Here is a 21,551-nt window from a genome sequence, read left to right as displayed (position 1 = left end):
TAAAAGTCGAATCAGACTGAGAACTTCTCTTGCACCCCTTCCCTGTGAGGGAAGGGGTTGGGGGTTAGGTTTTGCGTTCATCTATTTGCTTGGAGATTTGCTTTGAGATGACCCGCCGAATTGCAACAATTCCTGCCGCAAGCGATAAAGAATTGTATTCGGTTCTACCTGATTGAGAATCTCTTGAATGACGGTATTCGCTCCCAACTGTCCCCAGGTGCAGCCTTGCTCTAGATACACCTGCGCCGCCCGACCGACTGCATAAGCTCCATATCCAGCGATACCAGCTTGGGCGATCGCTGCACCGCCATAAGCCGTAATATTCGTTGGACTCTCCCCAGCGCCAATCGCCGCCGCACTCTTGCCCAACCCGAAAACTAAACTACTGCCGAATTCACCCAGTAGCAAGCCGCCCGAACTAAACACAATGGTTTTCCAAAGCTTTCCAACTTCATAACCCGTCATCGGCAACCCATACAGCCGCGACAAGGAGCGAATTAGCGCCAAATCCGCTACCGTTCCTGCCAAGACATCCAAAACAGCAATCGGATTGAGCGCAACTGCGATCGCTTTGTATCTCACATAGCTCCAAATTAGCTGCTCCGCCTCAGTTTCACGAGCCGCCACCACCTTCTGAGCAATGCTTTCTTCAGCTTCTCGCGCCTGAACTAAGGCATTGAGCGCTAAAAGCGATCGCCCTTCTCGATTGAGAATCCCCAAAATCTTCTGCTTCAACTCATCCACCTGCGGCGGCGGCGTCTCCCATTCCTGCGTGACGCGACCATCGGGCCACTCTACTCGCACCTCCAGGGGTGCCGGTTCCGCCGCTACCATTACAATTTCATCCTCTTGTAAAGCGGAGAGCGATCGCGTCTCCCGACTGCCAGCACCCAGAATCTGCAACTGTTGATAAATTGCTTGTCGGTCTTGCTCTGGATACAGGTCAATCTTATTAAAGACTAAAATTAAAGGCTTCTGGCTCAGGCGCAATTCGCACAGCGCTTGATACTCGGTTCGCGTGATATCACCCGCCACCACAAACAAAATCAGGTCAGATTGACGTGCCACTTCCCGCGCCATTTCTGCTCGCGCTTGCCCCTGAATTTCATCCAATCCAGGCGTATCAATCAATTCCACCTGCACCTTACCCGCCGCGTTAGGCGTCCACCGCACAGAACGGGGCCACTGAGTCACCCCATTCAGCGGCCCAGTTTGCAGAATTTTCTGCCCTACTAAGGCATTTAACACCGCTGATTTGCCGCGACTGACCAAACCAAAAGCGGCTATCCGAATCACACCCTGGTCTAACTTATCCAGCGTAGACTTCAAAAAATCCAGTTCAGTTTGCAGCGCTGCGGTTGCTTCTAATTTTGAAGAGTGCCGTTGGCTGCGAGTGTGGGAATACCAAGACAGCGCTTGCCGCAGACTGGCACGAGCGCGATTGAAGTGAGTTTCTTGCAGAGTGCTGCGTGCAGAGGATGTGTGACCCCCAGCAGCGGCATTGGTTTGGGATAATTGAGGATGGCTCAAGGCTAGATTAGAAGAAGCTACAGATCCATTTTCGCTCGATATCTCATTGCGATCGCTTGATTGCACTCTACCTGAAATGAAAAATCCACTTCTTTGTTCTCTTTTCCTAACCACCTGCCTGGTGGGTGGCGCTCCCATCATTAATGCAGTGCAAGCTGAGCAACCGATTTTACTTGCTCAGTCAGTATGGAAGCCCTTCGCTTCACGCGCAGGCGGCTTCACCGTGTTGATGCCCAGTACACCCAACCAAAGTCAGCAAACGCTTCAGACTAAAGGTGGGCCAATTAAAGTGCAACTCTTCCAGGCTTTCCGACCAAATCAAGCCGGTTATGTAGTTGGTTATTCCGAGCTTCCGGCTAATCTGATCAAGACTCAGCGTGATGTCAACGATTTCTTAGCTGGGGCAATTTATGGATTTACAAATAGTTCAAAAGGGAAGCTTTTAAGCCAACGGAATATTACTTTAGCAAATTCTCCGGGAAGGGAATTCAAAGTACAACTATCCCAAGGAGTAATCATTAAAAGTAGATTTTATTTGGTAGATCGGAGACGGTTTTATCAGGTTTTCGTAGTAACAGATAGAGAACAAGACTTAGTTAAAAGTATCGATGGTTTTTTGACTTCTTTCAAGCTTATTAAAAATCCATCGGCAGCCCGAAAGGTCCCCAAGGAAAACCTCAACGCCTCTTTACAAAAGGCAGTCTGCGCTCAAAATTGGACGCAAGCGATCAAAGTAATCGATCGAATGAGAAAAGTTGTCCGCGATCCAAACACTCAAAGTCAGTTAGTAGCCTATCGACAGCAATTACAAGGTTTGGCAAATTCTGATGTACCCGTTCCTGCCTCAGTTCTTACTGGTTGCACCGCTGCTCAGTCAGCAAAATAAACACGCTACAGCGATCGCAATCCGATTGTAGTTGTGAGCCAACCCTTCAGATACCCGACTTCGTAAGAGTTGTTGGGTATCTCGCCTTCAAGAATCATTTAGGATTGCGATCGCACTGCATTCTCTATTTTCAGTTTGCGATCAATTCACGGGCACTCTCGCAGCTAGGACGAGCCAGAAGTCTAGGATATGGCTCCGAAGCAAATTCTTGGTCGGGGTTGCTTAATAAATAGCGATCGCACACTCCAAATAGTTCCGCTTCAGTCTGGGATAAGCGCATATCTTTTAAAAAAGATCCGGCGGCATCCACACTCTGACCGATGTAATTTAGATACATCTTCATATAACTAACCCGCGCTTTCTCCGGTACCGTCCATGCTGTCATCGTTCGGCGCAGTAGCTCAATGTAACCGCGAACTTCACCCAGCGTTACGATAGAAACAGGTTGACCGCTCAGGTATTGGCGAATTTGCTTAAAAATCCAGGGGTTTCGGATCGCAGCGCGACCAACCATCACCCCGGCGGCTCCTGTCGTCTCCAGAACCGCTGCTGCTGTTACCGCAGATGTCACGTTCCCGTTGGCTAAAACTGGGCAATTAACCCGTTGTACGGCATGGGCAATCAGATCGTAATGCACGTTGCCATAATACATCTCCTTAACAGTACGACCGTGCAAGCTCAGCAAATCAATTTTGTGCAAATTAATCAAGTCGAGGATACGATCGAAATTAGCGGTATCTTCAAAGCCAATTCGCATTTTGACCGTCAAAAGCCCATCGACTGCCCCCCTCAACTCGCCAAGGATTTGGCTAATCTTTTCGGGATCGCGTAACAATCCTCCACCCACGTTTTTGCGATAAATTCTTGGTGCAGGACATCCCATATTCAGGTCGATACCCGCGACTGGATAGCGGCTGAGTTCTTTCGCAATGCGTACCAGATCGGAAACGCTCTCACCAATGAGCTGAGCAAAGATGGGACGTCCGGTGGAGTTCTCTGTAATTGATCTGAGGATATTTTTATCTAAACCCGAACTCGTGTGGACGCGAAAATACTCAGTAAAGAAATAATCAGGACTGCCATAGTTCGCGATCGCGCTCATGAACAGCAGATCCGTCACATCCTGCATGGGAGCAAGCGCCGTTAATTTCAGTCCCGGATACATAGGAGGAGGAAGGAGAGCGGATTGTGACATTTGCGCGGTCGGTTGATGTTGGATAAAAAATTATTTGTTGCGTTTGACAAACTTCTTGTCACTCGGACTAAAAAGCTTGAAAGCTTGTAGAATCCCAACTTGGATTTAGATAATCATCCTTTTCAGATCGTCCCATACAGCGACTTATTATTTTAGCTTTAAAAAGATGTCATTTCAATAGGTAATGGTTCCTGCCTGTACCTTTTAAAATGACGAAGATTTGTTAATAGAAACAACTATCTTTTATTCTAAAATTATTCAACACCAATTAATCAATTCATTCTAATTAACGCCAGTTACTCAAAAATTATAACCAACTCCAATTAAAAGTCCGACATCAGCATTGCGATTAGCGGGGAAGCCTGCATTTGCCCGTACCGTGCCCGTTAAGTCTCTTGATAACGGAACATCAACGCCGCCAGAAATAAGTGGACTGATATTCAGACCATCGGCAATCCTGAGCATGACTCCTCCACCAAGGAAAGGGGAGATAATAGTTTGTCCAGATGCACCGCGAATGGGAAACTCACCAGTCAGGGCAATCATCGAAGTTGCAGTGCGATCGCCAAATATGATTGTGGCATCGTGCAAAGACAGGTTCTCCGTAAATCCGACCTTGGTCAGAATCGCTAGACCTCCCGTTCCTAGGGCAGTCGTATCACCCGCTAGTCCGATAGCACCTCCAAGACCGATATAGCTGCGTCGGGGACGAGATTCTGGTTCGGGATTGACCTGAGCTTTCAGCGGTGCATTTGTTTGTGAAGGAACTGCATCTGATTGCTGCAAAACACCTTTAAAAGTAGCATCAGGGGTTGACAGTGAACCTGCTGACTGGGCGTAGGATTGCGCTGGCTCTAAGACAGCGGAGCTAACTAAGCAGACAAGACTCAGTTTTAGAAAACTTACAAAAGGTTGCAACATCATTTTTTTACTCATGATTGATTATAGGTGTTGCTCAAAAAGGAATGCTTTCCTGAGCAAAATGGAACAATTAACCTGTCCGCCCCTTTTCCGAAATGAAGTGTCCAAACGGTAACGCCGCTGAGGTGTCAGAAAACAGTCATCATAAAGATTGAATCATGTGGGCGCGATCGCGTGTTTGTTGAGAAACTGTTGTCGCTTCTCGCAACTCAAAGAGCATCAGATATCCCACGTCCATCTAGTCTAAGCGTTTGTTAGGCATTCAAAAGCCGGGGATTGCTGGTTTTATAACTCAATCTAGTCTACGAGGTGACTTGATTGCACTAAAAGGAGAGTGGCGATGCTATCCATAAATAAGGGAATAGCCTGATGCTGTGTTCTGGTATAGGATTCTCAAGTATTATCCTCACCAATAGCTTAACGGTATAACTATTTATTCAACTGCACGAAGAGGTTTAACACGCTTATGGGGAAGGGAAACCGGAACCGATGAACGTCTTTAGAGCATTCGATTTTCTAAGTGAACCTTCCTTCGCTCCGCTACCTAACTTATTAGTTGATTTCCTGACTGCTCATCGTACAAATACCGTGATACTTGCAGCCTAACTATATGTTATGCAGCAACAACAGCATACCGTAGCACTTCTAAAACCTCAATGGGATCGCAACCATACAAACCTGCTCCCCAGGCTGCATTTTGTTCAACAACTGCCCATCCTCTTCCTTGAATCATACCTACGTCAATTACTGATGCCTGAATAATCTCTACCTGTTCATCTGATAGTAGAGTTTCGATGAACTCCCGAACCTCGCACTCTTCCTCTTCAGTATGTACAAAATCATTCTCTCGCTGTAACTCTCCATCGCGGAGATAGACTGAGAATGTTTTCAGAGAGCGATTCAAAATAAAACAACGAAACTCCTTTTTCCACTCCACAATTTCCGCTATTAGCACTGGCATCTCATCGGGATAATCGCTTGGCAATTCCTTACCTTGATAAACGCGGGCAGGGAAACTTTTGTCGTTTGGCGGTTTGATAAAAGCTGCTTTTTCTATGCTCCGTGCTTCACCGAGGGTACTGAGATAAACCCAACGCTTCCGATATTCTTCAGGTAAATTGGGTAGCCAATCATCTGGTGCGTCAAGTAAGTGAAGTCCAAGTTGCTCCGCTATCATCTCTGTCATCAATGCTTCCACATACAAGACTGGTTCGGGTACAAGTTTTAATTCATCAGGTAGCCACCAGTTCATTAGTCGCTCGACTCGCCAACCCAGACGATTAGCTGCACGCCATAAAGCCTGAGAATCGTCAGTGTAGCGTGGAGTCAAAATCAGAGTTGGCATCAGTTACAAAGTCTTTAAATGCTAGCAGGCAATTTCTAATTATAAGCAAGCCACCGGGGAGGTACTGCCCCTCCTACCTCTGCCTTATCAGCACAGTGCCTCACTTCTTGGCTTCCAGTGCTTCATGTAATGAAGTAGCGTCCTCAGCACATATCCATAAATACGATTACTGCCATCTTTCTATCCCACATGACAAGCTGATAGCGATCGCATCCTTGGAATGCTAAGAGCAAAATTCATCTTGGCGTATATGCAAAGCAGAAGTATAGGTTGGGTTTCCTTGCATTAACTCAAGCTATGACGATGAGCGATCGCACTTCTGTTGCAGCACATTATTTATGAAGTCCCATAATGAATTTTCTGCATTTTTCAGCATTTGTGTAACATCCAAAACCTAACCTCCTTATCATCTAGTAATGGAAACTAGGACGACACTAGCTGTCCAATACAGCAAAGTGTTAGGTGTACTCCTCCTCATCTTCATCTTCGTTTAAGAATGCTTCACCATTACCATCTAATAATTGACTCATCTCAGAAGGCAGCTCAATACCTTTTTCTCGGAGTTTAATACTTATTTCACGCAGTTGGTTTATATGAGTGGAAATTTCTTCCAGCTCATCTATTAAGTTACCCACTTCTTCATCAGTGACTTCGCCACAGACAACACAGGTACCTTGTAAAATCGATGCACTACGGGTTCCACAATTCATACATAGGTAAATAGTGTCTTTTGCATTGCGGGAAGACCAAAGTTTAGCAACTTCCTCCTTTGACTCTGTGCCTGCTGAACCAAGTTCAGCAAGTAAACCACCTAAAGTCTCCACAATTGGATCAAAATCATTTGTCCAAGGTTCCCAACTCCATTCTTCGGTGAGCGTCACACCAAAAAGTCGATAGGTTAAGTAATTACACAGGGATAGGAAATCTAGAGAAACAGCACGCGCTTCCTCCAATCTAAAGCTAAACATATAATGCTCAATTGCATTACGTATATCTTTTGCCTGCTGGATTAGAGCTACTTGTTGTGGTGAAAGAAGTGATGGTTCGAGAGCTATGAGCTTGTTTAGGGCATCTGGCAGCCCAATAGTGTAGGTTCTGGATTTATTTCGGAAGACATCATTAGGATTCTGCTGATATATGTATCCCTTAATAATCAGTTCAAGTGCTTGTATGAGATGCAAGATTGCAAACTTGTAGTGATAAGTATTTGGAGGCTTAGTAAAAAGCTCTCCTCCCCAAGATTTTAGACAGCCTTTCTCATCTCTCCATGAGACAAAACCATCTTCGTCATATTCTTTGCCAAAATCAACAGATTGCTCCGCTAACTCTAAATGTTCAACTGCGTGATAAAGGCTGTGATAGCCATTTTGCAGCAAATTCAGTTTCAGCATTACTTAATAATTTTTCTGATTTTTTTTTGATACGCTAATTATCTATTGAACCGCATCGAACGGTTTAACACACTTATCTGTAAGTTGCCCTCCCCAAAGGATACCCTGACTAGAGTAGTAGCGTAACTAATGGATAATTAGCAGTCTTGAGAAACCTGTGTCAGCCGTCTTGAACCTAAAACTCAACAGTCAAAATTTCATTAATCAGTCCACCGGGGAGGTACTGCCCCTCCTACAGCAATGTTGTAAGCATTGCACCTCGCTTTTCGGTCTCCAGTGGAAATAATGGGTGGTATAGGAGTTGAACCTATCTGGTGCTGGTTAAAAGCCAGCTGCACAGCCGATATGCCAACCACCCGCACAAATGAAACTGCCAGAGTGGGGGTCGAACCCACAACCTTGCGGTTAACAGCCGCTTGCTCCGCCATTGAGCTATCTGGCATTAACCCCTTACCCAAGAGTCGAACTTGGCTACCATTCTTAGGAGGAATAAGTCTGCATCCAGCAGGTAAGGGAAGTTTTATCCCGTGCAAGTCGAAAAAGCATTTGGTTTTGTCGGTTAACAGCCGAGTGTGTATGCTTTGTCTGTTAGGACACGGGTGAAAATTGGCTCCGGGAGTAGGACTTGTAGGCACAGCCTTCAAGGGAGAGTACCTACAACAACGCGGTTAACAGCCGCGAACTCTGCTATTGAGCTATCCCGGAATAACCCCTCGCCCAAGAGTCGAACTTGGTCGCCAGCCTTCGGAGGGCTAGGTCTGCATCCCGCAGGCAAGGGAAACCCCTCTGGATGGAGTCGAACCATCAAGTCCGGCGTTCGTAGCACCAGATCCTATTCCGTTGGCAGAGGGAAATCCACTGGGAAGGTACTGCCCCTTCTATAGCCGCGTTATCAGCACGGTGCTTCGCTTTTCAGCCTCCAGTGGACAAAGGAAGATGGAGGAATCGAACCCCTACGACATCACTGCCGTACCACGGTTTTCAAGGCCGCTTGCCGTCCATTCGGCGGCATCTTCCGAGTTGAATAACGGAAGCTGGAGGAGTCGAACCCCTACAGTTATTCACTGCACTCCTGTGTTCGAGACAGGTTGCCGTCCTCTCGGCAGCAGCTTCCATTCAGGGGTGTCTGACGGGAATCGAACCCGCTATGACTGGTTCCACAAACCAGCGCCGCTACCGCTTTGGCTTCAGACACCATGATGGAGTCAAGGAGAATCGAACTCCTAACCTCTTGCGTGCAAAGCAAGCGCTCGTGCCTTTTGAGCTATGACCCCTAAATTTGGTGGATACTGGTCAGAATCGAACTGACATCTTTCTACTTGCAAGGTAGATGCTCTACCAATTGAGCTACAGACCCGTGTTTTGTGTTGTTGAATGCGATCGCATTCTCGCGTGCAAGTTATCAGAGCATTTTGCGTTTTCTCAGTTACTAGAGGGACTCCGCCGATGAGTTGTTACACACTCTTTAAAGGATGGCTACCTTGAAGCAAACCTGCCGGGTTCTTCGCACTCCTCGTTCTCAAACGCCCGCTGTGTTTGAACAGCGTTACTTTTCCTCTCGTACTAAAGTATGTAGGCTCTAAAAATTGGGTCACGCAAGATGCGATCGCCGTAATTGCAAAATATCAACAAACCAACTTAATTCACCTCCTTAAATTAAGAAGCGTTAAACCAGCGCCTCCACTAGGATTTGAACCTAGGACAATCACTTTAGAAGAGTGCTGCTCTTTCCCCTGAGCTATGGAGGCAATCTAAATTGGTAGTCCTGGCAGGATTTGAACCCGCAACCCCTTGCTTGTAAGGCAAACGCTCCACCATTGAGCTACAGGACTACGAAAGCGAGTGATGGGACTCGAACCCATGCGCTGAGTGTGGCGCACTCAGATGCTAGCCGCTACATCACACCCGCATATTTAACAGAGCGGACAACGGGACTCGAACCCGTATCATAAGCTTGGAAGGCTAATGTGCTAGCCATTGCACCATATCCGCATATCTAAAATCTGAAACTGCTTGAGGCGTTGATTCTAGTTGTGAGGGAATCCTATTTTTCTGATGAAAATCGACTTTGAAATTCTCCAAATATTCTGCTTTCTTTAGAAGAGTCAAGTACAGAAAATAGAACGCTTTTGAATCTCCCCCAAAATTGACCCTTGGGTAATAAGAAATCTGCAAACATTTGGGCAACCATTGACGGGTCATTTTTAAATACTCCACATCCCCAAGCCCCTAAAACTAGAGCATCGCATCCATAGTAAACAGCTAAGCTCAACAATTTTGCACCGCGACTATACAGAACTTCGGGTATTTTTTCAGCATCCTTGGGTTGGTTTCTCCAAATGGCACCAGCATTAGGAGCTGGACTTGTTATGAAATCAACCAGAAAAGGTTTCTCTAAAAGAGTTCCATCATCTTTTCGGAAGATTGGACAACCGGGTGAGTAGATGATGCGATCGGAGTATAGGAGCGATCGCTGAGAACGATGGAAATCGTAGTATTCGGGGCATTTTGACAGGCTTTTATAAAGTGCCGAACTACGCGCCAGACTCTCTTCTTGGGCTTGAGCGCCTTTGAGAAACCCACCTCCAGGGTTTTTGGCAGAAGCAAAATTGAGAACGGCAATTTTTTGAAAGTTTTGCGATCGCGTTATGCGTTCTGCTCCCATAAGAGTTGTCTCATTCCTAACCTCAAATTCTATATTTGAGAATTGAGGAGAGCTAGAGAGAACGTCTTGTTTGATAGTTGAGAGGGTATCGGGTTCGTAGTATTTTGTCTGAGCAAGACAGGATACCAATCCTTGACCAATATCGACCTGTTTACCTTCAGGGGAGTAGTAGTAGCCTGCTTCGAGAATTTCTAGCGTGTCTTGAGCGATCGCAATCCGCCTCATGATTTCTGCTCTAATTCGTTAGCACAAAATTAACAGACGATTAGCCTCTGCATTTTAGCCATGCCATTCAGTTCAACAAGATATAGAGAAGAAGTGAGCTAAAGCATCTGTAACCGTCATCGTTGTCATATTTCCCTCCTCTTTAAACTCAAAAAATAGACTGTTAGCATAGCCACACCCAAGCAGATGGCGAGACTCGAACTCGCATAGGCAGTTTACAAGGCTGCTGTGTTGCCATTAACACCACACCTGCAATCAGAAAGCAGACGGCGGGGGTTGTTCGCGTCAGCGTTCCCGTTCGGCGTTAGCCGTTACCGAAGGCTAGGGTACACACATCAAGGGCTTACCATGCCCTTATGTTTCCGGTTACGCCACATCTGCTTGAAGCAGGCGGCGAGAGTCGAACTCGCATCAGAAGATTACGAAACTTCTATGCTTGCCATTGCACCACGCCTGCAATTTGGTGGCGGGGGCAGGAGTTGAACCTGCTGATAAGAGGCTTATGAGACCTCCAAGCCTACCCTGGCTACTTCACCCGCATCGCACCAATGCCCCTGACTGGACTTGAACCAGCAACCTCTTCGTTCTAAGCGAAGCGCCTCGTGCCAATTGGGCTACAGGGGCAAAATGATTGGTCTATTCGTATTCGGGCTTTAACACCCAATACCCCTGGCTGGGATCGAACCAGCATAAACTTTGCACTCAACAAAGTATGTCTACCTGTTGCATCACAGGGGTAAATCGGGGTGGCAGGATTTGAACCTGCGACCTTCAGCTCCCAAAGCTGCCGCGCTAGCCAAGCTGCGCCACACCCCGTTAATGCTCCTGGTGGGATTTGAACCCACACATAGACTGTTTTTAAGACAGCCGCCTACTTCCAATTGGGCTACAGGAGCGAGTTTTGATGCTCCCGGTGAGACTCGAACTCACACATAGACTGTTTTTGAGACAGCCGCCTACTTCCAATTGGGCTACAGGAGCGTGATGAAAGCTGCCCTCTCAGGGGCAGAACTGGGGAGGCAGGGCTTGAACCTGCATTTTTCCGCTTTCAAAGAGCGGTGCCATGCCATTAGGCGACTCCCCAATAAATGCCGAGGTAGGATTCGCACCTACAACTTCATAATTCAGAGTTATGCGACTTGCTATTCGTCCACTCGGCAATGAAAGGCTGCCCTAGTAGGGATTGAACCTACGACCGTTCGCTTAACAGGCGACTGCTCTTCCACTGAGCTACAAGGCAATGACAGCCCCCCAGGTCAGAATCGAACTGACGACCTCCTGTGCTTCAAACAGGCGCTAACTACCAACTGAGCTACCGGGGGAAGTTTCAACGGAGAGGACAGGATTTGAACCTGCGTTAGGTAAAACCTAATCAGACTTTCCAAGTCTGCGCCTTAAGCCACTCGACCACCTCTCCAAGTTGACGAGAGCGGAGGGAATCGAACCCCCACGTCATCGGTTTCGTAGACCGAGGTTTTATCCAGTTAAACTACGCTCTCATTAAGTAGTGCTGACGAGATTTGAACCCGCAATTCGCTTGATTGAAATTCAAGTGGCTTAAGCCATTTGCCTACAGCACTATGAAAGGCGAGGGGACTGAGATTTGAACTCAGATCATCGGTTTTGGAGACCGAGATGTTGCCAATTACACCATCCCCACATACGATTTGAACTTTGAATCTAAAGTCCAATGAGTCGGGCAGGATTCGCACCTGCAATGCATAAAAGCGGCGGTTTTACAGACCACTGCCCACGCTAATAGGCGAGCCGACCCAAATGAAAAAGGCGGAGAGGACAGGACTCGAACCTGCAATGGGTTGCCCCAAACTTCTTTAGCAGAAAAGCGCTTTTACCATTCAGCCACCTCTCCAGATAGCCCCAAAGGGATTTGTAGGCGAAGCCTTCTCGAAGGGTACCCTTGTACTTGCCTTGAGGGGGCGATGTCCTAAACCGCTAAACGATGAGGCTTTGAGCTTGAGTAGGAGTAGTAGGACTTGAACCTACGACGAGCCTCTTATGAGAAGGCTGCTCTACCACCTGAGCTATACTCCCTCGATTGCAGTCTTGAGGGCAGTGGGAGTAGCAGGACTCGAACCTGCAACCATACGGTTAAGAGCCGCCTGCTCTGCCAATTGAGCTATACTCCCTTTGAGAGGTCGAGGTGGGATTTGAACCCACGAATTTCTCTTTTGCAGAGAGACGCCTTAAGCCACTTGGCTACTCGACCTCGACGATTTGGGCAATTTATAATCTGCAAGAAGAAACAGATACTAAATCGCCCCATAGTCCCAACGGGGTTTGAACCCGTATTCCAGTATTGAAAGCACTGTGTCCTAGCCGCTTAGACGATGGGACCTTGTAGCGAGATGAGATTAAGGATTTTTATCTCTATTTGCTGAACGAGGCTGACGGGACTTGAACCCGCGACATCTTGTTCGACAGACAAGCACTCTACGCAACTGAGTTACAGCCTCATCAATTCAGCAATCTTGCTACAAACGTGTTACATCTCCGGGCTGTGGGGGGCATTGCTTGCTAGGCTATTCCCCCACTTGAGATGTCTGTGCTTAATTAAAAATGCACAGTATCAATCGTTAAATAGGTGATTTCTTATTCAGTTTTCAAGGTTCAGAAAAAGATGGAAAATATTTACAGAAATAATCGCCTTTCTAGGTAATAAACCTGTTGGGTATTACGCCTAGATTCAGCAGTTTTGGTTTGAGTGAGGTGTGTATTATCCGCTTGTTCAGTATCTACTTCAGATTTTTGGGAAGTAGGCTGATGCTGCACCTCAAAGGATTCTGGCGGATGCCAGCCTTTATTGATTCGTTGGATGTAAAGTAACATCATGACTTTTTTGGGTTAGAGGTTTTTGTCTCTTCCCCTCTTTCAATATATTTATACTACATAAATACTACAAAGAGTGTCAAGGGGTTGGGGAAAAATATTTTGGGAATTTTGCAAGGATGCAGGAAACCTACCCAAACTCCTGACTGAGCTTAAGTTTTATGCCTGACATTTTGCCAAGCCATCTATATATATAAGGAATTGCAGGCTGTAGTATGGGATGTGCGATCGCTCATCCCCTGGTGGATGGTTCCCTGGCAGATAGCACTGACGCAAGACAAAATCGAGGGTCACTGACCCTAGAGCGATCGCTTATCCTACAAAAACTTAGATTGAAAACGCTTCAATCTCGCTATTACTCCACTCTCGCCGCGATCGCTCTGCGATAAACGGTCGGACTTTGAACTTCGGGGGGCAACCGTCAAAGACATCAATTCGCAAAAATGAGTAAGGTCGTCGCTTCTGCAACCCCTGACCGTGACGACCGACAAAAAGCAGCGATTTTGCCACCAACCGAGTATCATCGCCCTTGATACCCCCAAAATTCTCCGTCAATTCCGCTCCCTCAGACCGCTGACGGCGGAGACTGTGACCGCTGCCACCACAAACAATCCAATTGATATTGGAGTCCCCGTATCCGGTATCGCCAGTTTGGAGATATTCCAGGCAGTGAGCGTGACCGTTTAGAATCAGATCGACCAGCGGACGCCCCTCCGCCTGGTTTCCGACTGCTTGCTTCACCGCATCCAACACCCGGCGGAGGCGGTGGCGAACCGCTAAAGTTTGCGCCTGGTGCCACTTCGTCGCCTCCGTGACGTAGGGGGGATGGTGGAAATAAATGACCCGCCCGCGCACCTCGGCAGTATTCCAAGATTCGATCAGCCTTTGCCGCAGCCAGTCCAGCTGCTCAACGTCAGTGACTGTTGTTTCGTCCGCTGCCAGTTGCTTGTTGATGTCAATCAACAGTTCGTCGATTTGCTCTAGCTTGGCTTGATTGTCATCCAGCTGTTCAGCCTCTTCAGGTCGCCCGGAACTCAGTAGAGCTGAGGCTTCCATGATTTGAAGTTTCTGCCGTTCCAAGTCAGACCGACGATTTTCTAATTCGCTACGGTAGTCGTCCCCCTCTTGAGTCGTTGGCAGGGGGATTGGCGCATTGAAAGTATTTGAATCGAGTGCAAAGAAATCAATTCCACCGCTGCGAAACGTGTAATAGCGGTTAGGTAAGCGGGTGAAGCGTCCCGGTTGATAAGAAAGACAGCGACCTGTATCCGTCTTGGCAGTGTAATGACGATCTAGATGACGAGCCAATTCGCTCTCGCTATTGAACGCTTTGAGGTAGTCAAGAAACGCTCGTGCATAGGCATTCCCTTGACCCGAACCGTGCCAGCCAATGTCCAAGTCTAACTGAGAGCGCAGCAGGCGGCGTAAGGGCAGCGAAGCCTGGGCGATTAAACCATAGATAAAGGGTAGGTCATAGTAATCGTGGTTCCCTGGCACCGGCAAGAACGGCATATTGAAGACCATTTGATCGTAGGCAATGCGTTCCGGGCGATCGCCTCCTACCAAAAACTCTCGGTAGGGAGAAATAAAGTTTTTTAGGTAGTATTCGCTGGAGCCAACCAGATAGATCACGTCGCCGGTGTGCAACACGAAACGGCTCTGTTCGCGGTGGGCAAGCATGAGTTCTGCGATTTGTCGTTGGGGGTTGTATCCTCGATAGGAGCCGGAGCCACTATCCCCCACGACTAAAAATGAGAACTCCGGAGTGTCAGAAGCGCCATCGTCTAAAACCATCCGGGTTTGATCGATTCCTCGTTCCACAAGACTCGGTGCAAGCCATCGCACTCGTTCGTTCATCTTACGGATTTTGACCGAGATCGGTGGATCGGATACAAATTGCATAGCTGCTTTACTCCCAGATTTCTCTGTGCCCTCGTTGCTCGTCCCACTGCATGCTGATTGTACCTGCCTGCGTCCGCAGAAGGCTTCTATCGGTTTATATTAGTTTTCCGATCGGCGAGAGCGACGAGTAGCTTGCTTGTAGTCTAGAAGATAGACACGATGTAATCTGAATCTATCCGCCGTTTTAATCTCTATGACTGAGCAACGTGATGCTGATTCGTCGTCAATGGATTCTCAGCAACCTAGCGAACCAAAGGATGCTGTGACGACTGAGTCGGTCAATGATTCTCCCAAAAACCGCATTGCGGGTGTTTGGAACGACGCAACCGCACGCTTGAGGCAACTGCTACCTGTAGAACAAGTGGCACAAAAGACTGTTGGGTGGTTTAGTGTCAGCGAAGACCGGGTTGCAGAGATTTTGGAGACGGTTCGAGCTGAACTCCCCACGACAGAAGCCCTTTTGATTGGGAAACCTCAAGCGGGGAAAAGTTCGATTGTGCGGGGGCTGACAGGCGTTTCTGCTGAGATTGTCGGTCAGGGATTTCGCCCTCACACGCAACACACGGAACGGTATGCTTATCCTTCGAGCGATGTGCCGTTACTCATTTTTACAGATACGGTCGGGCTAGGAGATGTAAATCAGGACACTCAGGCGATCGTTAAAGAATTGGTTGGCGATTTGGAACAGGAGAGTCGTTCTGCCCGAATTCTTATTCTGACAGTCAAAATCAATGATTTTGCAACCGACACACTGCGACAGATTACGACTCAGCTGCGTCAGCAGTATCCAGATATTCCCTGTCTGCTAGCTGTCACCTGCTTGCATGAGGTTTATCCTCCCGGTACTAACGATCATCCCGCTTATCCACCCGATTATGAGGAGGTTAACCGAGCTTTCGGTGCCATTCAACAAGCGTTTGCCGGAGTGTGCGATCGCTCCGTTATGATTGACTTCACCCTGGAAGAAGATGGTTACACGCCGGTATTTTATGGCTTAGAGGCGCTGCGAGATACCTTGGCAGACCTCCTACCAGAAGCGGAAGCGCGGGCGATTTATCAATTATTAGATAAGGGCGCTAGCGAACAAATTGGCAACCTCTACCGAGATGTTGGACGCCGTTATATGTTGGCATTTTCTATCATGGCAGCCGCGATCGAGGCGGTACCGTTGCCATTTGCCACCATGCCTGTCCTAACTGCCTTGCAAGTCTCAATGGTCGGTCTGTTAGGAAAATTGTACGGGCAAACCCTGAGTCCATCGCAGGCGGGGGGGGTCGTTAGCGCGATCGCCAGCGGTTTCCTAGCAAGGGCAATCGGACGGGAGTTAATTAAATTCTTACCGGGTTTTGGGAGCGCGATCGCTGCTTCCTGGGCAGCTGCCTACACCTGGTCATTGGGCGAAGGTGCCTGCGTCTATTTCGGTGACTTAATGGGAGGTAAAAAGCCCGATCCGCAGAAAATTCAGTCTGTGATGCAAGAAGCGTTTAAAACAGCGCAAGAACGATTTAAAGGAATCAAGCATTGAGAAAACCTGTGCCAATTTGCATTGCAGCAAGAATTGAAACAGCGCATCGATCGCGATTGCCATTTACTCACTTTAATGCACTACATCATAAGACAGTTGCACAAGACCAGAATCATAAGTTTGACATTTAGTAAGATTCAAAGATTGAGAAATTGTTCCATTATCAAATAATGGAATTCCTTCACCCAATATCGTTGGATGTATTGAAAGAATTAGCTCATCTACTAGGTTCTGACTCATCAAGGCATGAGTCAGTTGAGATCCGCCAACTAACCAAATATTCTTTCCATCTACCTGACGCAATTGCTCTACAAATTCCGTGATGTCTTCCCTGATAACTTCAGCATTGCTATCTGCTGGAAAGAGAGGATTTTTTGTAAACACATAGCTTTTTACACCTTTGTAAGGATACTCACCGAAAGTCAGCACTTGCTCGTAAGTTTTCCTACCCATCAGAAGAGTATCAACACTGGCGAAGAATTCTGAATAGCCGTAATCTTGGTCTGTAAATAACCAATCAATGTCGCCAGACTGCCGCGCAATATAACCGTCTAAACTGGATGCAATGAACAGGATAACTTTACGCATTGCTCTTTTTCCTATACCTTTTCCTTTGCTGGTGGTACGATGCCAAGCTTATTCAAACCTTTATCCAGTACCTTTAGTAACTGAAAATCTTGCTCTGGCAAGGGATAAGTGCTACTGGTGAACAATCCTGCACTTTGAGAAGGGCGCTTTTCTAGGAAGGAGAATGCTTGTCGAAACTGATGCGGTTCTGCTTGAATTGGCGAGTCAAAATGGCAGGGAATAATTCGCTGAAAGTCCCAACTTGCTACCTTATCTGCCCATTCGATAGTTTCTTTCGGTGCGCGGTTGAGAATCAAAGTTTGTAGAATTGGTGCCACAAACAGACGACCATCTCCTCGCAGCGCATCGAACGACCGCTTCCAATCTGGCTTCCATCTAAAGGGAAACAAACCGAAATAAGCTTTCTTAGAACGTTCCGGTGCTTTGAGAGCATTGCGAAACACTTCACCCCATTTCGGTACTTCTAGCACGCCTGGTTGGAAATACAAAGTAAATAGGGAGATGCGCTGCCATCCCTTCCGGCGATTTGCCTGAGTGTTGGCAACGATATCAGACGCTTGCTCCTTGGCATGGAACAGCAAAGGATAGGGGTCTAATTGGACAATTGCCGGCGGATCTTCTGGTATGGAAATTACCGAGTCGGTTACAAGTAGCGTGCGCGATCGCGCATGAAAAAATGCAACTTCCGCGAACTTACCCGGTCCCAGGTAGATGGGACCTAGTATCGCGTAGTCAAACTGGTTGGCAAAGGGGGTAGTGCTGCTGTCTTGTGGAAGTACCTGAGTGCGTTTGGAAGGCAAACCCAGCCAACTGAGGGGGAGATTGAGGGGGAAACTCCACTGAGAAGGAGCCACAAAAACCTGTGCAAGCGGAAAACATCTCGCAAAGGGACCCACGAAGACTTTGTGTTCTAGTCCAGAAATCGTGGGTAGGATGATGTACTTGACATCTCCGTGTTCTGCTACCAATTCTTTGACAAGCCGGATACACTCAGGAGTCGGCGCAACAGGCGCATAGACGAGCAAACCCCCTTCATCTAGCTTAACGACTGTCATGCGAATCGGCACGACAACGTAGAAGATGCCCTGAAGCTGGTCAAAAGTCCAGACTGTATCCTGAACAACTTCTTTGCGAATAGTCCGCCGACTGCCAAAAGGATAGAGAGGCAAAGTGAACCAGAAAGACCAGGAAAAGTCCCTCAGATGAATCTGTTCTGCGTTTAGTGTGCGTTCATCATCAGCCACTTCACGACCCCCTTCCGCATTCGCTCAATCTGTGTTTATTTGAACTTCAGAAGTTGGAGTGTAGCAAATTGTTGTCACAATAAACTACATTTTTGTTAAAACTCAGCCTGCTTATACCATTTTAGATTTTAGATTTCAAATTTTGGATGGTAGAAGACTGGCAGCGATCGCGTACAGCTCTTTGGGCATGAAAATAGCGAAGCGAGGCGTTAGCCTAGCGCTGAAAGAGTCAGTTCGCGTCCTTGCCAGTAGCCACTAACAACAATTTATTTGTACTCTAGCGCCCCTAAATGATTCCTGAAGGCGAGATACCCGAAAACTCTTACGGAGTCGGGTATCTGAAGGGTTAGCTCACCACTCAAATGCTAGGATTGCGACTACACGCTATTGAAGGCTGAACGCGGTTTCTGGGCGATTGCACAAGAACTCCGGAATTTGGGATTTTACGGTTGAAGTCTTTGAGATGGTTTTTTTTAAAGAGCGATCGCGTCTATATGTCACGGCTAACGGAGTGTGGCTTGAGATGAACCCAATTTACTTAGTTACAGCCATTTTTCTCGTCTTTGTCACCTACACAAAACCTAGTTGGTTTTGGCAAACCCGAAAGACACTCCTCATTAGACGTAGAATTGGCGATCGCGCTACAGCTATTTTTTGTTACGCACTTGTAGTAGCGCTCATCATCAGCGCGATTATTTAAGAATCGCCCCCACAATCCTGTTCTTCTGCAAGGCATGCTGGTATGCCAAGAGTGCCTTTGGCACATCTTTGGCATACTAGCATTTTTACCTTTCGTTCTTTTCCCTGAAAGTCAAGCTAGAAATCATACTTTGTAACTCGACTTTGTGTTGGCATTCTCAGGGAGATACGGCTTTCAATCCTGTAGCTGTCAGGATGACCGTAGATCCTTTCTTTACTGTTAAGGTTGTTGAAGAGTCAGATTCTTCTGGCTGATCGGGATTGCTGATTGGTGTCTCAAGAATGTAAAAATAATCCCCATTCGCCCAGCCTGTGGTGCAACTTCCATCCCGACAAGTGATTTTACCTCCAGTTAAATTGATGCATTTTCCATTAGCATCACAACCACGGTAGCTAAGATTTCCCGTTCCATTGACTCCTGACCAAGATTTTGCATTACCAACCGTTATTGTCCACTCACCATTACTGAGAGTTTGTGAGTCAGTTGGAGCTTGAGAGTTTCCATCCTCGACAATCTCCATTTTAGTGATGAGGGATTCTTTTTTGCTTTTGCCGCAAGGTTCGATGCTTTCGCAATCATTAACAGAGAGTATTTCATAAGAGTTACGCACTTTCTTATTTAAGAAAGTTTTTTCTTGTTCGCAGACTTCAAATGATGCGCCCACATTCCTCTCGATTCTGTTTTCATCTACTAGGGTGACGTAGCATTTGAGGTCGCCTTGTACCATACTTGTGACGGTACCAATGGTTGGCTGCTTGGTTGAAATTGGCTTATTTTTATCGCGTTTAACTTGGGTATTCGTTTGAGTTTTATTAGAAGAATTAGTGCTAATCTCGGTATTTGTTTGAGTCTTATTAGAAGAATTAGCTTGAACTTCGGTATCTGTTTGAGTTTTATTAGAAGAATCCGCCTTCGTTTCTGGGGCGTTATTTGGTTGATTTTGCTGAGAAGCATTGGGAAGCGAGTTACCACAACTCACAAGCCAGAGAGAGCAAATCGTGAATGCAATTGTCTTGGTCAAATTTTTCATGTTTGAGTTTTTTCCAAAATTGAGTGAGTGCATTCTTGATAACTACGCTTTTGGGTCAGTAATAGGTATCTTCACTTCAAATTACTGTGTTTCCCGAAGCGCTAGAAAGCCTATGCTTTCCCGATAAGTTCTAAAATCCTTATAGAGCAAGGATTTTAGTTCGGAAAAAGGAAACCGATATTTGCTGTTTTTTGGCTAATCCCCTTCCATTTTGGTGAGGCTACACATACAGATACCCCCAAACTCTGCCAAGGGCGCGATCGCATCGCACAGGAATGACTGAGCGCAGCCGCCTATGCGATCGCTTGAAAAAAGAAGCTATCTTTTCTCTTTGCAAGGAGTATCGGGGAGAAATCAGGATTCTCACTACCGTTTTTAAAAAGAAGGATATTTTCTCCCTCTTTCAAGGGAGTTTAGGCAAGCTCGTACCTTATCCGGAAAGGATTAGAGTCTGCCTTTGATCAAGAAAATTAGCAATTTTGGGTGGACTTGTTTAGATAGTCTAGTTACTAGAGTAATTTTTCCCGTTTAACTGATTCAAACCTGTAAGAAGAATCACAGTAAAGGGAATTCAGAGTTATGACCGATGCCCGTCAAATGAAGATTCAATGGATTACTGCTGAATTCAAGCGGTTAAATGCACAGCTTTCCGAGCTTTTGGAACAACAAAAGCAGATACCGAGGGAATCTTGCGATTGGTGGCAATTGCAGGATCTGATTAGCGAAGTGGAAGACGAGATAGAGGCGTTGGTTTTTACCTCTAGTTGATTCATTATGCGTTCCCGATCGCTTCTATAGCAGTCTTGAGCCAATCAATGTAAGTTTGTTCTCTGCGGATCGCTAATTCTAGTCCGAGCCGTTGCAGAATCTGCTCGCGGCTCGCAGAGCGATCGCTCAGGGTTGGCAAGTCAATACTTTCACACTCAGCTAGCTTTTGGCGGCGTCCAGTTAGTTGCTGTTCTAACAGTTGAAGGATAGCTTCATCCGGTAACTGCGCCGCAAAATGCAACTGCACGAGCAAGGGATCTCGCACGGTTGGCAAGGGCTGAGGGCATTGCAGCCATCGGATTAATTCGGCTTGTCCTGCCTCCGTCACGCTGTAAACTTTGCGATTTGGGCGATCGCTCTGAATTTCTACCGTACAGGTAATCCAACCTTGCCCAACCAGTTTATCGAGGGTTCTGTAGATTTGTGCTTGGTCTGCGGGCCACAAGTGAGCAATACATCGATCGAAGCAGCTCGTTTTCAGGTCGTAACCCGTCCTCTCTTCTTGCTGAAGTAAACCCAGAATTGCGTGTGCCAGAGACATAGACGGTTTTCCGAAGAATAAAGTAGTGGAAGCTCTATTGGTCACTTACAATCTTATGTTAGTATATGACTAATCACATATAGGAGCAATCAAAGTAAATGAGACGAATGATGGTTTGCTCCGATGTTGGTTCTGATAAAGAACCTAACGGCTTGGTCTTGAGTTGAACCAGGCACCAGCTTCTTGCCGACTGGGGTTTATGACCCAATTTAGATAGACTTTCATACTCTGCAAGTGCTGGTTATCCG

16 protein-coding genes and 32 tRNA genes are annotated in these 21,551 nt (G+C 46.9%); 4 read left to right on the top strand and 44 right to left on the bottom strand.

Going from position 1 to position 21,551, the window contains the following annotated elements:
• Positions 1–81 precede the first annotated feature (81 nt).
• Positions 82–1,461, bottom strand: a complete 1,380-nt coding sequence (locus NDI44_RS04480) for a GTP-binding protein (protein ID WP_242037072.1) — start codon at positions 1,459–1,461, stop codon at positions 82–84.
• Between the two features lie 145 nt (positions 1,462–1,606).
• Between NDI44_RS04480 and NDI44_RS04475 the strand changes: the two genes are divergently transcribed.
• Positions 1,607–2,416: a hypothetical protein gene (locus NDI44_RS04475; RefSeq protein WP_190412907.1), complete on the top strand. Its 810-nt coding sequence runs from the start codon at positions 1,607–1,609 to the stop codon at positions 2,414–2,416.
• 130 nt (positions 2,417–2,546) lie between these two features.
• Here NDI44_RS04475 and NDI44_RS04470 read toward each other — a convergent pair whose 3' ends face one another.
• From NDI44_RS04470 to NDI44_RS04280, 39 genes are all read right to left on the bottom strand, one after another.
• Positions 2,547–3,611, bottom strand: a complete 1,065-nt coding sequence (locus NDI44_RS04470; protein ID WP_190412528.1) for a tRNA-dihydrouridine synthase family protein — start codon at positions 3,609–3,611, stop codon at positions 2,547–2,549.
• A 300-nt stretch (positions 3,612–3,911) separates the two neighbouring features.
• A complete protein-coding gene (locus tag NDI44_RS04465; RefSeq protein ID WP_190412527.1) occupies positions 3,912–4,535 on the bottom strand; it encodes a hypothetical protein in 624 nt (207 codons plus the stop codon).
• 610 nt (positions 4,536–5,145) lie between these two features.
• Positions 5,146–5,877: an ATP-grasp domain-containing protein gene (locus NDI44_RS04460; RefSeq protein WP_190412526.1), complete on the bottom strand. Its 732-nt coding sequence runs from the start codon at positions 5,875–5,877 to the stop codon at positions 5,146–5,148.
• Between the two features lie 458 nt (positions 5,878–6,335).
• Positions 6,336–7,268: a hypothetical protein gene (locus NDI44_RS04455; protein WP_190412525.1), complete on the bottom strand. Its 933-nt coding sequence runs from the start codon at positions 7,266–7,268 to the stop codon at positions 6,336–6,338.
• Between the two features lie 286 nt (positions 7,269–7,554).
• A tRNA-Lys gene (locus NDI44_RS04450) sits at positions 7,555–7,626 on the bottom strand.
• Positions 7,627–7,638: 12 nt separating this feature from the next.
• A tRNA-Asn gene (locus NDI44_RS04445) sits at positions 7,639–7,710 on the bottom strand.
• 165 nt (positions 7,711–7,875) lie between these two features.
• Positions 7,876–7,973: transfer RNA gene (locus tag NDI44_RS04440), tRNA-Asn, on the bottom strand.
• A 323-nt stretch (positions 7,974–8,296) separates the two neighbouring features.
• Positions 8,297–8,382, bottom strand: a tRNA-Ser gene (locus tag NDI44_RS04435).
• 7 nt (positions 8,383–8,389) lie between these two features.
• Positions 8,390–8,463, bottom strand: a tRNA-His gene (locus tag NDI44_RS04430).
• Positions 8,464–8,468: 5 nt separating this feature from the next.
• Positions 8,469–8,542, bottom strand: a tRNA-Ala gene (locus NDI44_RS04425).
• 6 nt (positions 8,543–8,548) lie between these two features.
• Positions 8,549–8,625, bottom strand: a tRNA-Ala gene (locus NDI44_RS04420).
• Between the two features lie 318 nt (positions 8,626–8,943).
• Positions 8,944–9,016 (bottom strand) — tRNA-Arg (locus tag NDI44_RS04415).
• Positions 9,017–9,025: 9 nt separating this feature from the next.
• Positions 9,026–9,100 (bottom strand) — tRNA-Val (locus NDI44_RS04410).
• A 5-nt stretch (positions 9,101–9,105) separates the two neighbouring features.
• A tRNA-Gly gene (locus tag NDI44_RS04405) sits at positions 9,106–9,177 on the bottom strand.
• Positions 9,178–9,188: 11 nt separating this feature from the next.
• Positions 9,189–9,260 (bottom strand) — tRNA-Gly (locus tag NDI44_RS04400).
• A gap of 52 nt (positions 9,261–9,312) precedes the next feature.
• Positions 9,313–10,158, bottom strand: a complete 846-nt coding sequence (locus NDI44_RS04395) for a TIGR02452 family protein (RefSeq protein ID WP_190412524.1) — start codon at positions 10,156–10,158, stop codon at positions 9,313–9,315.
• Positions 10,159–10,339: 181 nt separating this feature from the next.
• A tRNA-Thr gene (locus NDI44_RS04390) sits at positions 10,340–10,411 on the bottom strand.
• Positions 10,412–10,543: 132 nt separating this feature from the next.
• Positions 10,544–10,615 (bottom strand) — tRNA-Thr (locus tag NDI44_RS04385).
• Positions 10,616–10,707: 92 nt separating this feature from the next.
• Positions 10,708–10,782 (bottom strand) — tRNA-Leu (locus NDI44_RS04380).
• A 117-nt stretch (positions 10,783–10,899) separates the two neighbouring features.
• A tRNA-Pro gene (locus NDI44_RS04375) sits at positions 10,900–10,974 on the bottom strand.
• Between the two features lie 4 nt (positions 10,975–10,978).
• Positions 10,979–11,054 (bottom strand) — tRNA-Leu (locus tag NDI44_RS04370).
• 9 nt (positions 11,055–11,063) lie between these two features.
• Positions 11,064–11,139 (bottom strand) — tRNA-Leu (locus tag NDI44_RS04365).
• 30 nt (positions 11,140–11,169) lie between these two features.
• A tRNA-Gln gene (locus NDI44_RS04360) sits at positions 11,170–11,242 on the bottom strand.
• A gap of 4 nt (positions 11,243–11,246) precedes the next feature.
• Positions 11,247–11,318: transfer RNA gene (locus NDI44_RS04355), tRNA-Gln, on the bottom strand.
• An 8-nt stretch (positions 11,319–11,326) separates the two neighbouring features.
• Positions 11,327–11,398: transfer RNA gene (locus tag NDI44_RS04350), tRNA-Asn, on the bottom strand.
• Between the two features lie 7 nt (positions 11,399–11,405).
• A tRNA-Phe gene (locus NDI44_RS04345) sits at positions 11,406–11,480 on the bottom strand.
• A 9-nt stretch (positions 11,481–11,489) separates the two neighbouring features.
• Positions 11,490–11,575, bottom strand: a tRNA-Ser gene (locus NDI44_RS04340).
• Between the two features lie 7 nt (positions 11,576–11,582).
• Positions 11,583–11,657: transfer RNA gene (locus NDI44_RS04335), tRNA-Arg, on the bottom strand.
• Positions 11,658–11,663: 6 nt separating this feature from the next.
• Positions 11,664–11,738: transfer RNA gene (locus tag NDI44_RS04330), tRNA-Glu, on the bottom strand.
• Positions 11,739–11,746: 8 nt separating this feature from the next.
• Positions 11,747–11,818, bottom strand: a tRNA-Trp gene (locus NDI44_RS04325).
• Between the two features lie 31 nt (positions 11,819–11,849).
• Positions 11,850–11,932 (bottom strand) — tRNA-Tyr (locus NDI44_RS04320).
• Between the two features lie 12 nt (positions 11,933–11,944).
• Positions 11,945–12,028 (bottom strand) — tRNA-Ser (locus NDI44_RS04315).
• Positions 12,029–12,137: 109 nt separating this feature from the next.
• Positions 12,138–12,210 (bottom strand) — tRNA-Met (locus NDI44_RS04310).
• 22 nt (positions 12,211–12,232) lie between these two features.
• Positions 12,233–12,305: transfer RNA gene (locus NDI44_RS04305), tRNA-Lys, on the bottom strand.
• Between the two features lie 6 nt (positions 12,306–12,311).
• Positions 12,312–12,385: transfer RNA gene (locus NDI44_RS04300), tRNA-Cys, on the bottom strand.
• Positions 12,386–12,441: 56 nt separating this feature from the next.
• Positions 12,442–12,514: transfer RNA gene (locus NDI44_RS04295), tRNA-Glu, on the bottom strand.
• 44 nt (positions 12,515–12,558) lie between these two features.
• Positions 12,559–12,632, bottom strand: a tRNA-Asp gene (locus NDI44_RS04290).
• A gap of 175 nt (positions 12,633–12,807) precedes the next feature.
• Complete coding sequence (locus tag NDI44_RS04285; RefSeq protein ID WP_190412523.1) at positions 12,808–13,008, bottom strand: hypothetical protein; 201 nt, start codon at positions 13,006–13,008, stop codon at positions 12,808–12,810.
• A gap of 324 nt (positions 13,009–13,332) precedes the next feature.
• Entirely contained in the window at positions 13,333–14,907 is a 1,575-nt protein-coding gene (locus tag NDI44_RS04280) for a metallophosphoesterase (RefSeq protein WP_190412522.1), read from the bottom strand.
• Between the two features lie 193 nt (positions 14,908–15,100).
• Between NDI44_RS04280 and NDI44_RS04275 the strand changes: the two genes are divergently transcribed.
• The gene (locus NDI44_RS04275) at positions 15,101–16,432 is read left to right on the top strand and encodes a GTPase (RefSeq protein ID WP_190412521.1); all 1,332 of its coding nucleotides are present in this window, start codon (positions 15,101–15,103) and stop codon (positions 16,430–16,432) included.
• 72 nt (positions 16,433–16,504) lie between these two features.
• On the opposite strand, the gene NDI44_RS04270 is transcribed toward NDI44_RS04275, so the two are convergent.
• Both NDI44_RS04270 and NDI44_RS04265 read right to left on the bottom strand, forming a co-directional pair.
• A complete protein-coding gene (locus NDI44_RS04270; RefSeq protein WP_190412520.1) occupies positions 16,505–17,020 on the bottom strand; it encodes a dihydrofolate reductase family protein in 516 nt (171 codons plus the stop codon).
• Positions 17,021–17,031: 11 nt separating this feature from the next.
• Positions 17,032–18,264, bottom strand: coding sequence for a DUF4336 domain-containing protein (locus NDI44_RS04265; protein WP_190412519.1), 1,233 nt, complete (start codon positions 18,262–18,264; stop codon positions 17,032–17,034).
• 463 nt (positions 18,265–18,727) lie between these two features.
• Here NDI44_RS04265 and NDI44_RS04260 point away from each other — a divergent pair, with 463 nt between their 5' ends.
• A complete protein-coding gene (locus NDI44_RS04260) occupies positions 18,728–18,964 on the top strand; it encodes a hypothetical protein (RefSeq protein ID WP_190412518.1) in 237 nt (78 codons plus the stop codon).
• A gap of 157 nt (positions 18,965–19,121) precedes the next feature.
• Here NDI44_RS04260 and NDI44_RS04255 read toward each other — a convergent pair whose 3' ends face one another.
• Positions 19,122–19,994 carry a hypothetical protein gene (locus NDI44_RS04255; protein ID WP_190412517.1) on the bottom strand — a complete coding sequence of 291 codons (873 nt, stop codon included), beginning with the start codon at positions 19,992–19,994 and terminating at the stop codon, positions 19,122–19,124.
• 579 nt (positions 19,995–20,573) lie between these two features.
• Between NDI44_RS04255 and NDI44_RS04250 the strand changes: the two genes are divergently transcribed.
• The gene (locus NDI44_RS04250) at positions 20,574–20,762 is read left to right on the top strand and encodes a hypothetical protein (RefSeq protein WP_190412516.1); all 189 of its coding nucleotides are present in this window, start codon (positions 20,574–20,576) and stop codon (positions 20,760–20,762) included.
• Positions 20,763–20,766: 4 nt separating this feature from the next.
• Here NDI44_RS04250 and NDI44_RS04245 read toward each other — a convergent pair whose 3' ends face one another.
• On the bottom strand, positions 20,767–21,303 hold the full coding sequence (locus NDI44_RS04245; protein WP_190412515.1) for a PadR family transcriptional regulator: 537 nt from the start codon (positions 21,301–21,303) through the stop codon (positions 20,767–20,769).
• Positions 21,304–21,551: the final 248 nt, after the last annotated feature.

Source organism: Trichocoleus sp. DQ-A3 (genome assembly GCF_039961975.1).
In the GTDB taxonomy this organism is placed as follows: domain Bacteria; phylum Cyanobacteriota; class Cyanobacteriia; order Cyanobacteriales; family FACHB-T130; genus FACHB-T130.
This window is presented reverse-complemented; position numbering and strand designations above follow the sequence as displayed.

What these genes read in the sequence shown, in the direction of transcription:
- NDI44_RS04475 (WP_190412907.1), top strand. Translation starts at nt 1,607, where the DNA reads ATGAAAAATCCACTTCTTTGTTCTCTTTTCCTAACCACCTGCCTGGTG.
- NDI44_RS04470 (WP_190412528.1), bottom strand. Translation starts at nt 3,611, where the DNA reads ATGTCACAATCCGCTCTCCTTCCTCCTCCTATGTATCCGGGACTGAAA.
- NDI44_RS04465 (WP_190412527.1), bottom strand. Translation starts at nt 4,535, where the DNA reads ATGATGTTGCAACCTTTTGTAAGTTTTCTAAAACTGAGTCTTGTCTGC.
- NDI44_RS04460 (WP_190412526.1), bottom strand. Translation starts at nt 5,877, where the DNA reads ATGCCAACTCTGATTTTGACTCCACGCTACACTGACGATTCTCAGGCT.
- NDI44_RS04455 (WP_190412525.1), bottom strand. Translation starts at nt 7,268, where the DNA reads ATGCTGAAACTGAATTTGCTGCAAAATGGCTATCACAGCCTTTATCAC.
- NDI44_RS04395 (WP_190412524.1), bottom strand. Translation starts at nt 10,158, where the DNA reads ATGAGGCGGATTGCGATCGCTCAAGACACGCTAGAAATTCTCGAAGCA.
- NDI44_RS04285 (WP_190412523.1), bottom strand. Translation starts at nt 13,008, where the DNA reads ATGATGTTACTTTACATCCAACGAATCAATAAAGGCTGGCATCCGCCA.
- NDI44_RS04280 (WP_190412522.1), bottom strand. Translation starts at nt 14,907, where the DNA reads ATGCAATTTGTATCCGATCCACCGATCTCGGTCAAAATCCGTAAGATG.
- NDI44_RS04275 (WP_190412521.1), top strand. Translation starts at nt 15,101, where the DNA reads ATGACTGAGCAACGTGATGCTGATTCGTCGTCAATGGATTCTCAGCAA.
- NDI44_RS04270 (WP_190412520.1), bottom strand. Translation starts at nt 17,020, where the DNA reads ATGCGTAAAGTTATCCTGTTCATTGCATCCAGTTTAGACGGTTATATT.
- NDI44_RS04260 (WP_190412518.1), top strand. Translation starts at nt 18,728, where the DNA reads ATGGTTTTTTTTAAAGAGCGATCGCGTCTATATGTCACGGCTAACGGA.
- NDI44_RS04255 (WP_190412517.1), bottom strand. Translation starts at nt 19,994, where the DNA reads ATGAAAAATTTGACCAAGACAATTGCATTCACGATTTGCTCTCTCTGG.
- NDI44_RS04250 (WP_190412516.1), top strand. Translation starts at nt 20,574, where the DNA reads ATGACCGATGCCCGTCAAATGAAGATTCAATGGATTACTGCTGAATTC.
- NDI44_RS04245 (WP_190412515.1), bottom strand. Translation starts at nt 21,303, where the DNA reads ATGTCTCTGGCACACGCAATTCTGGGTTTACTTCAGCAAGAAGAGAGG.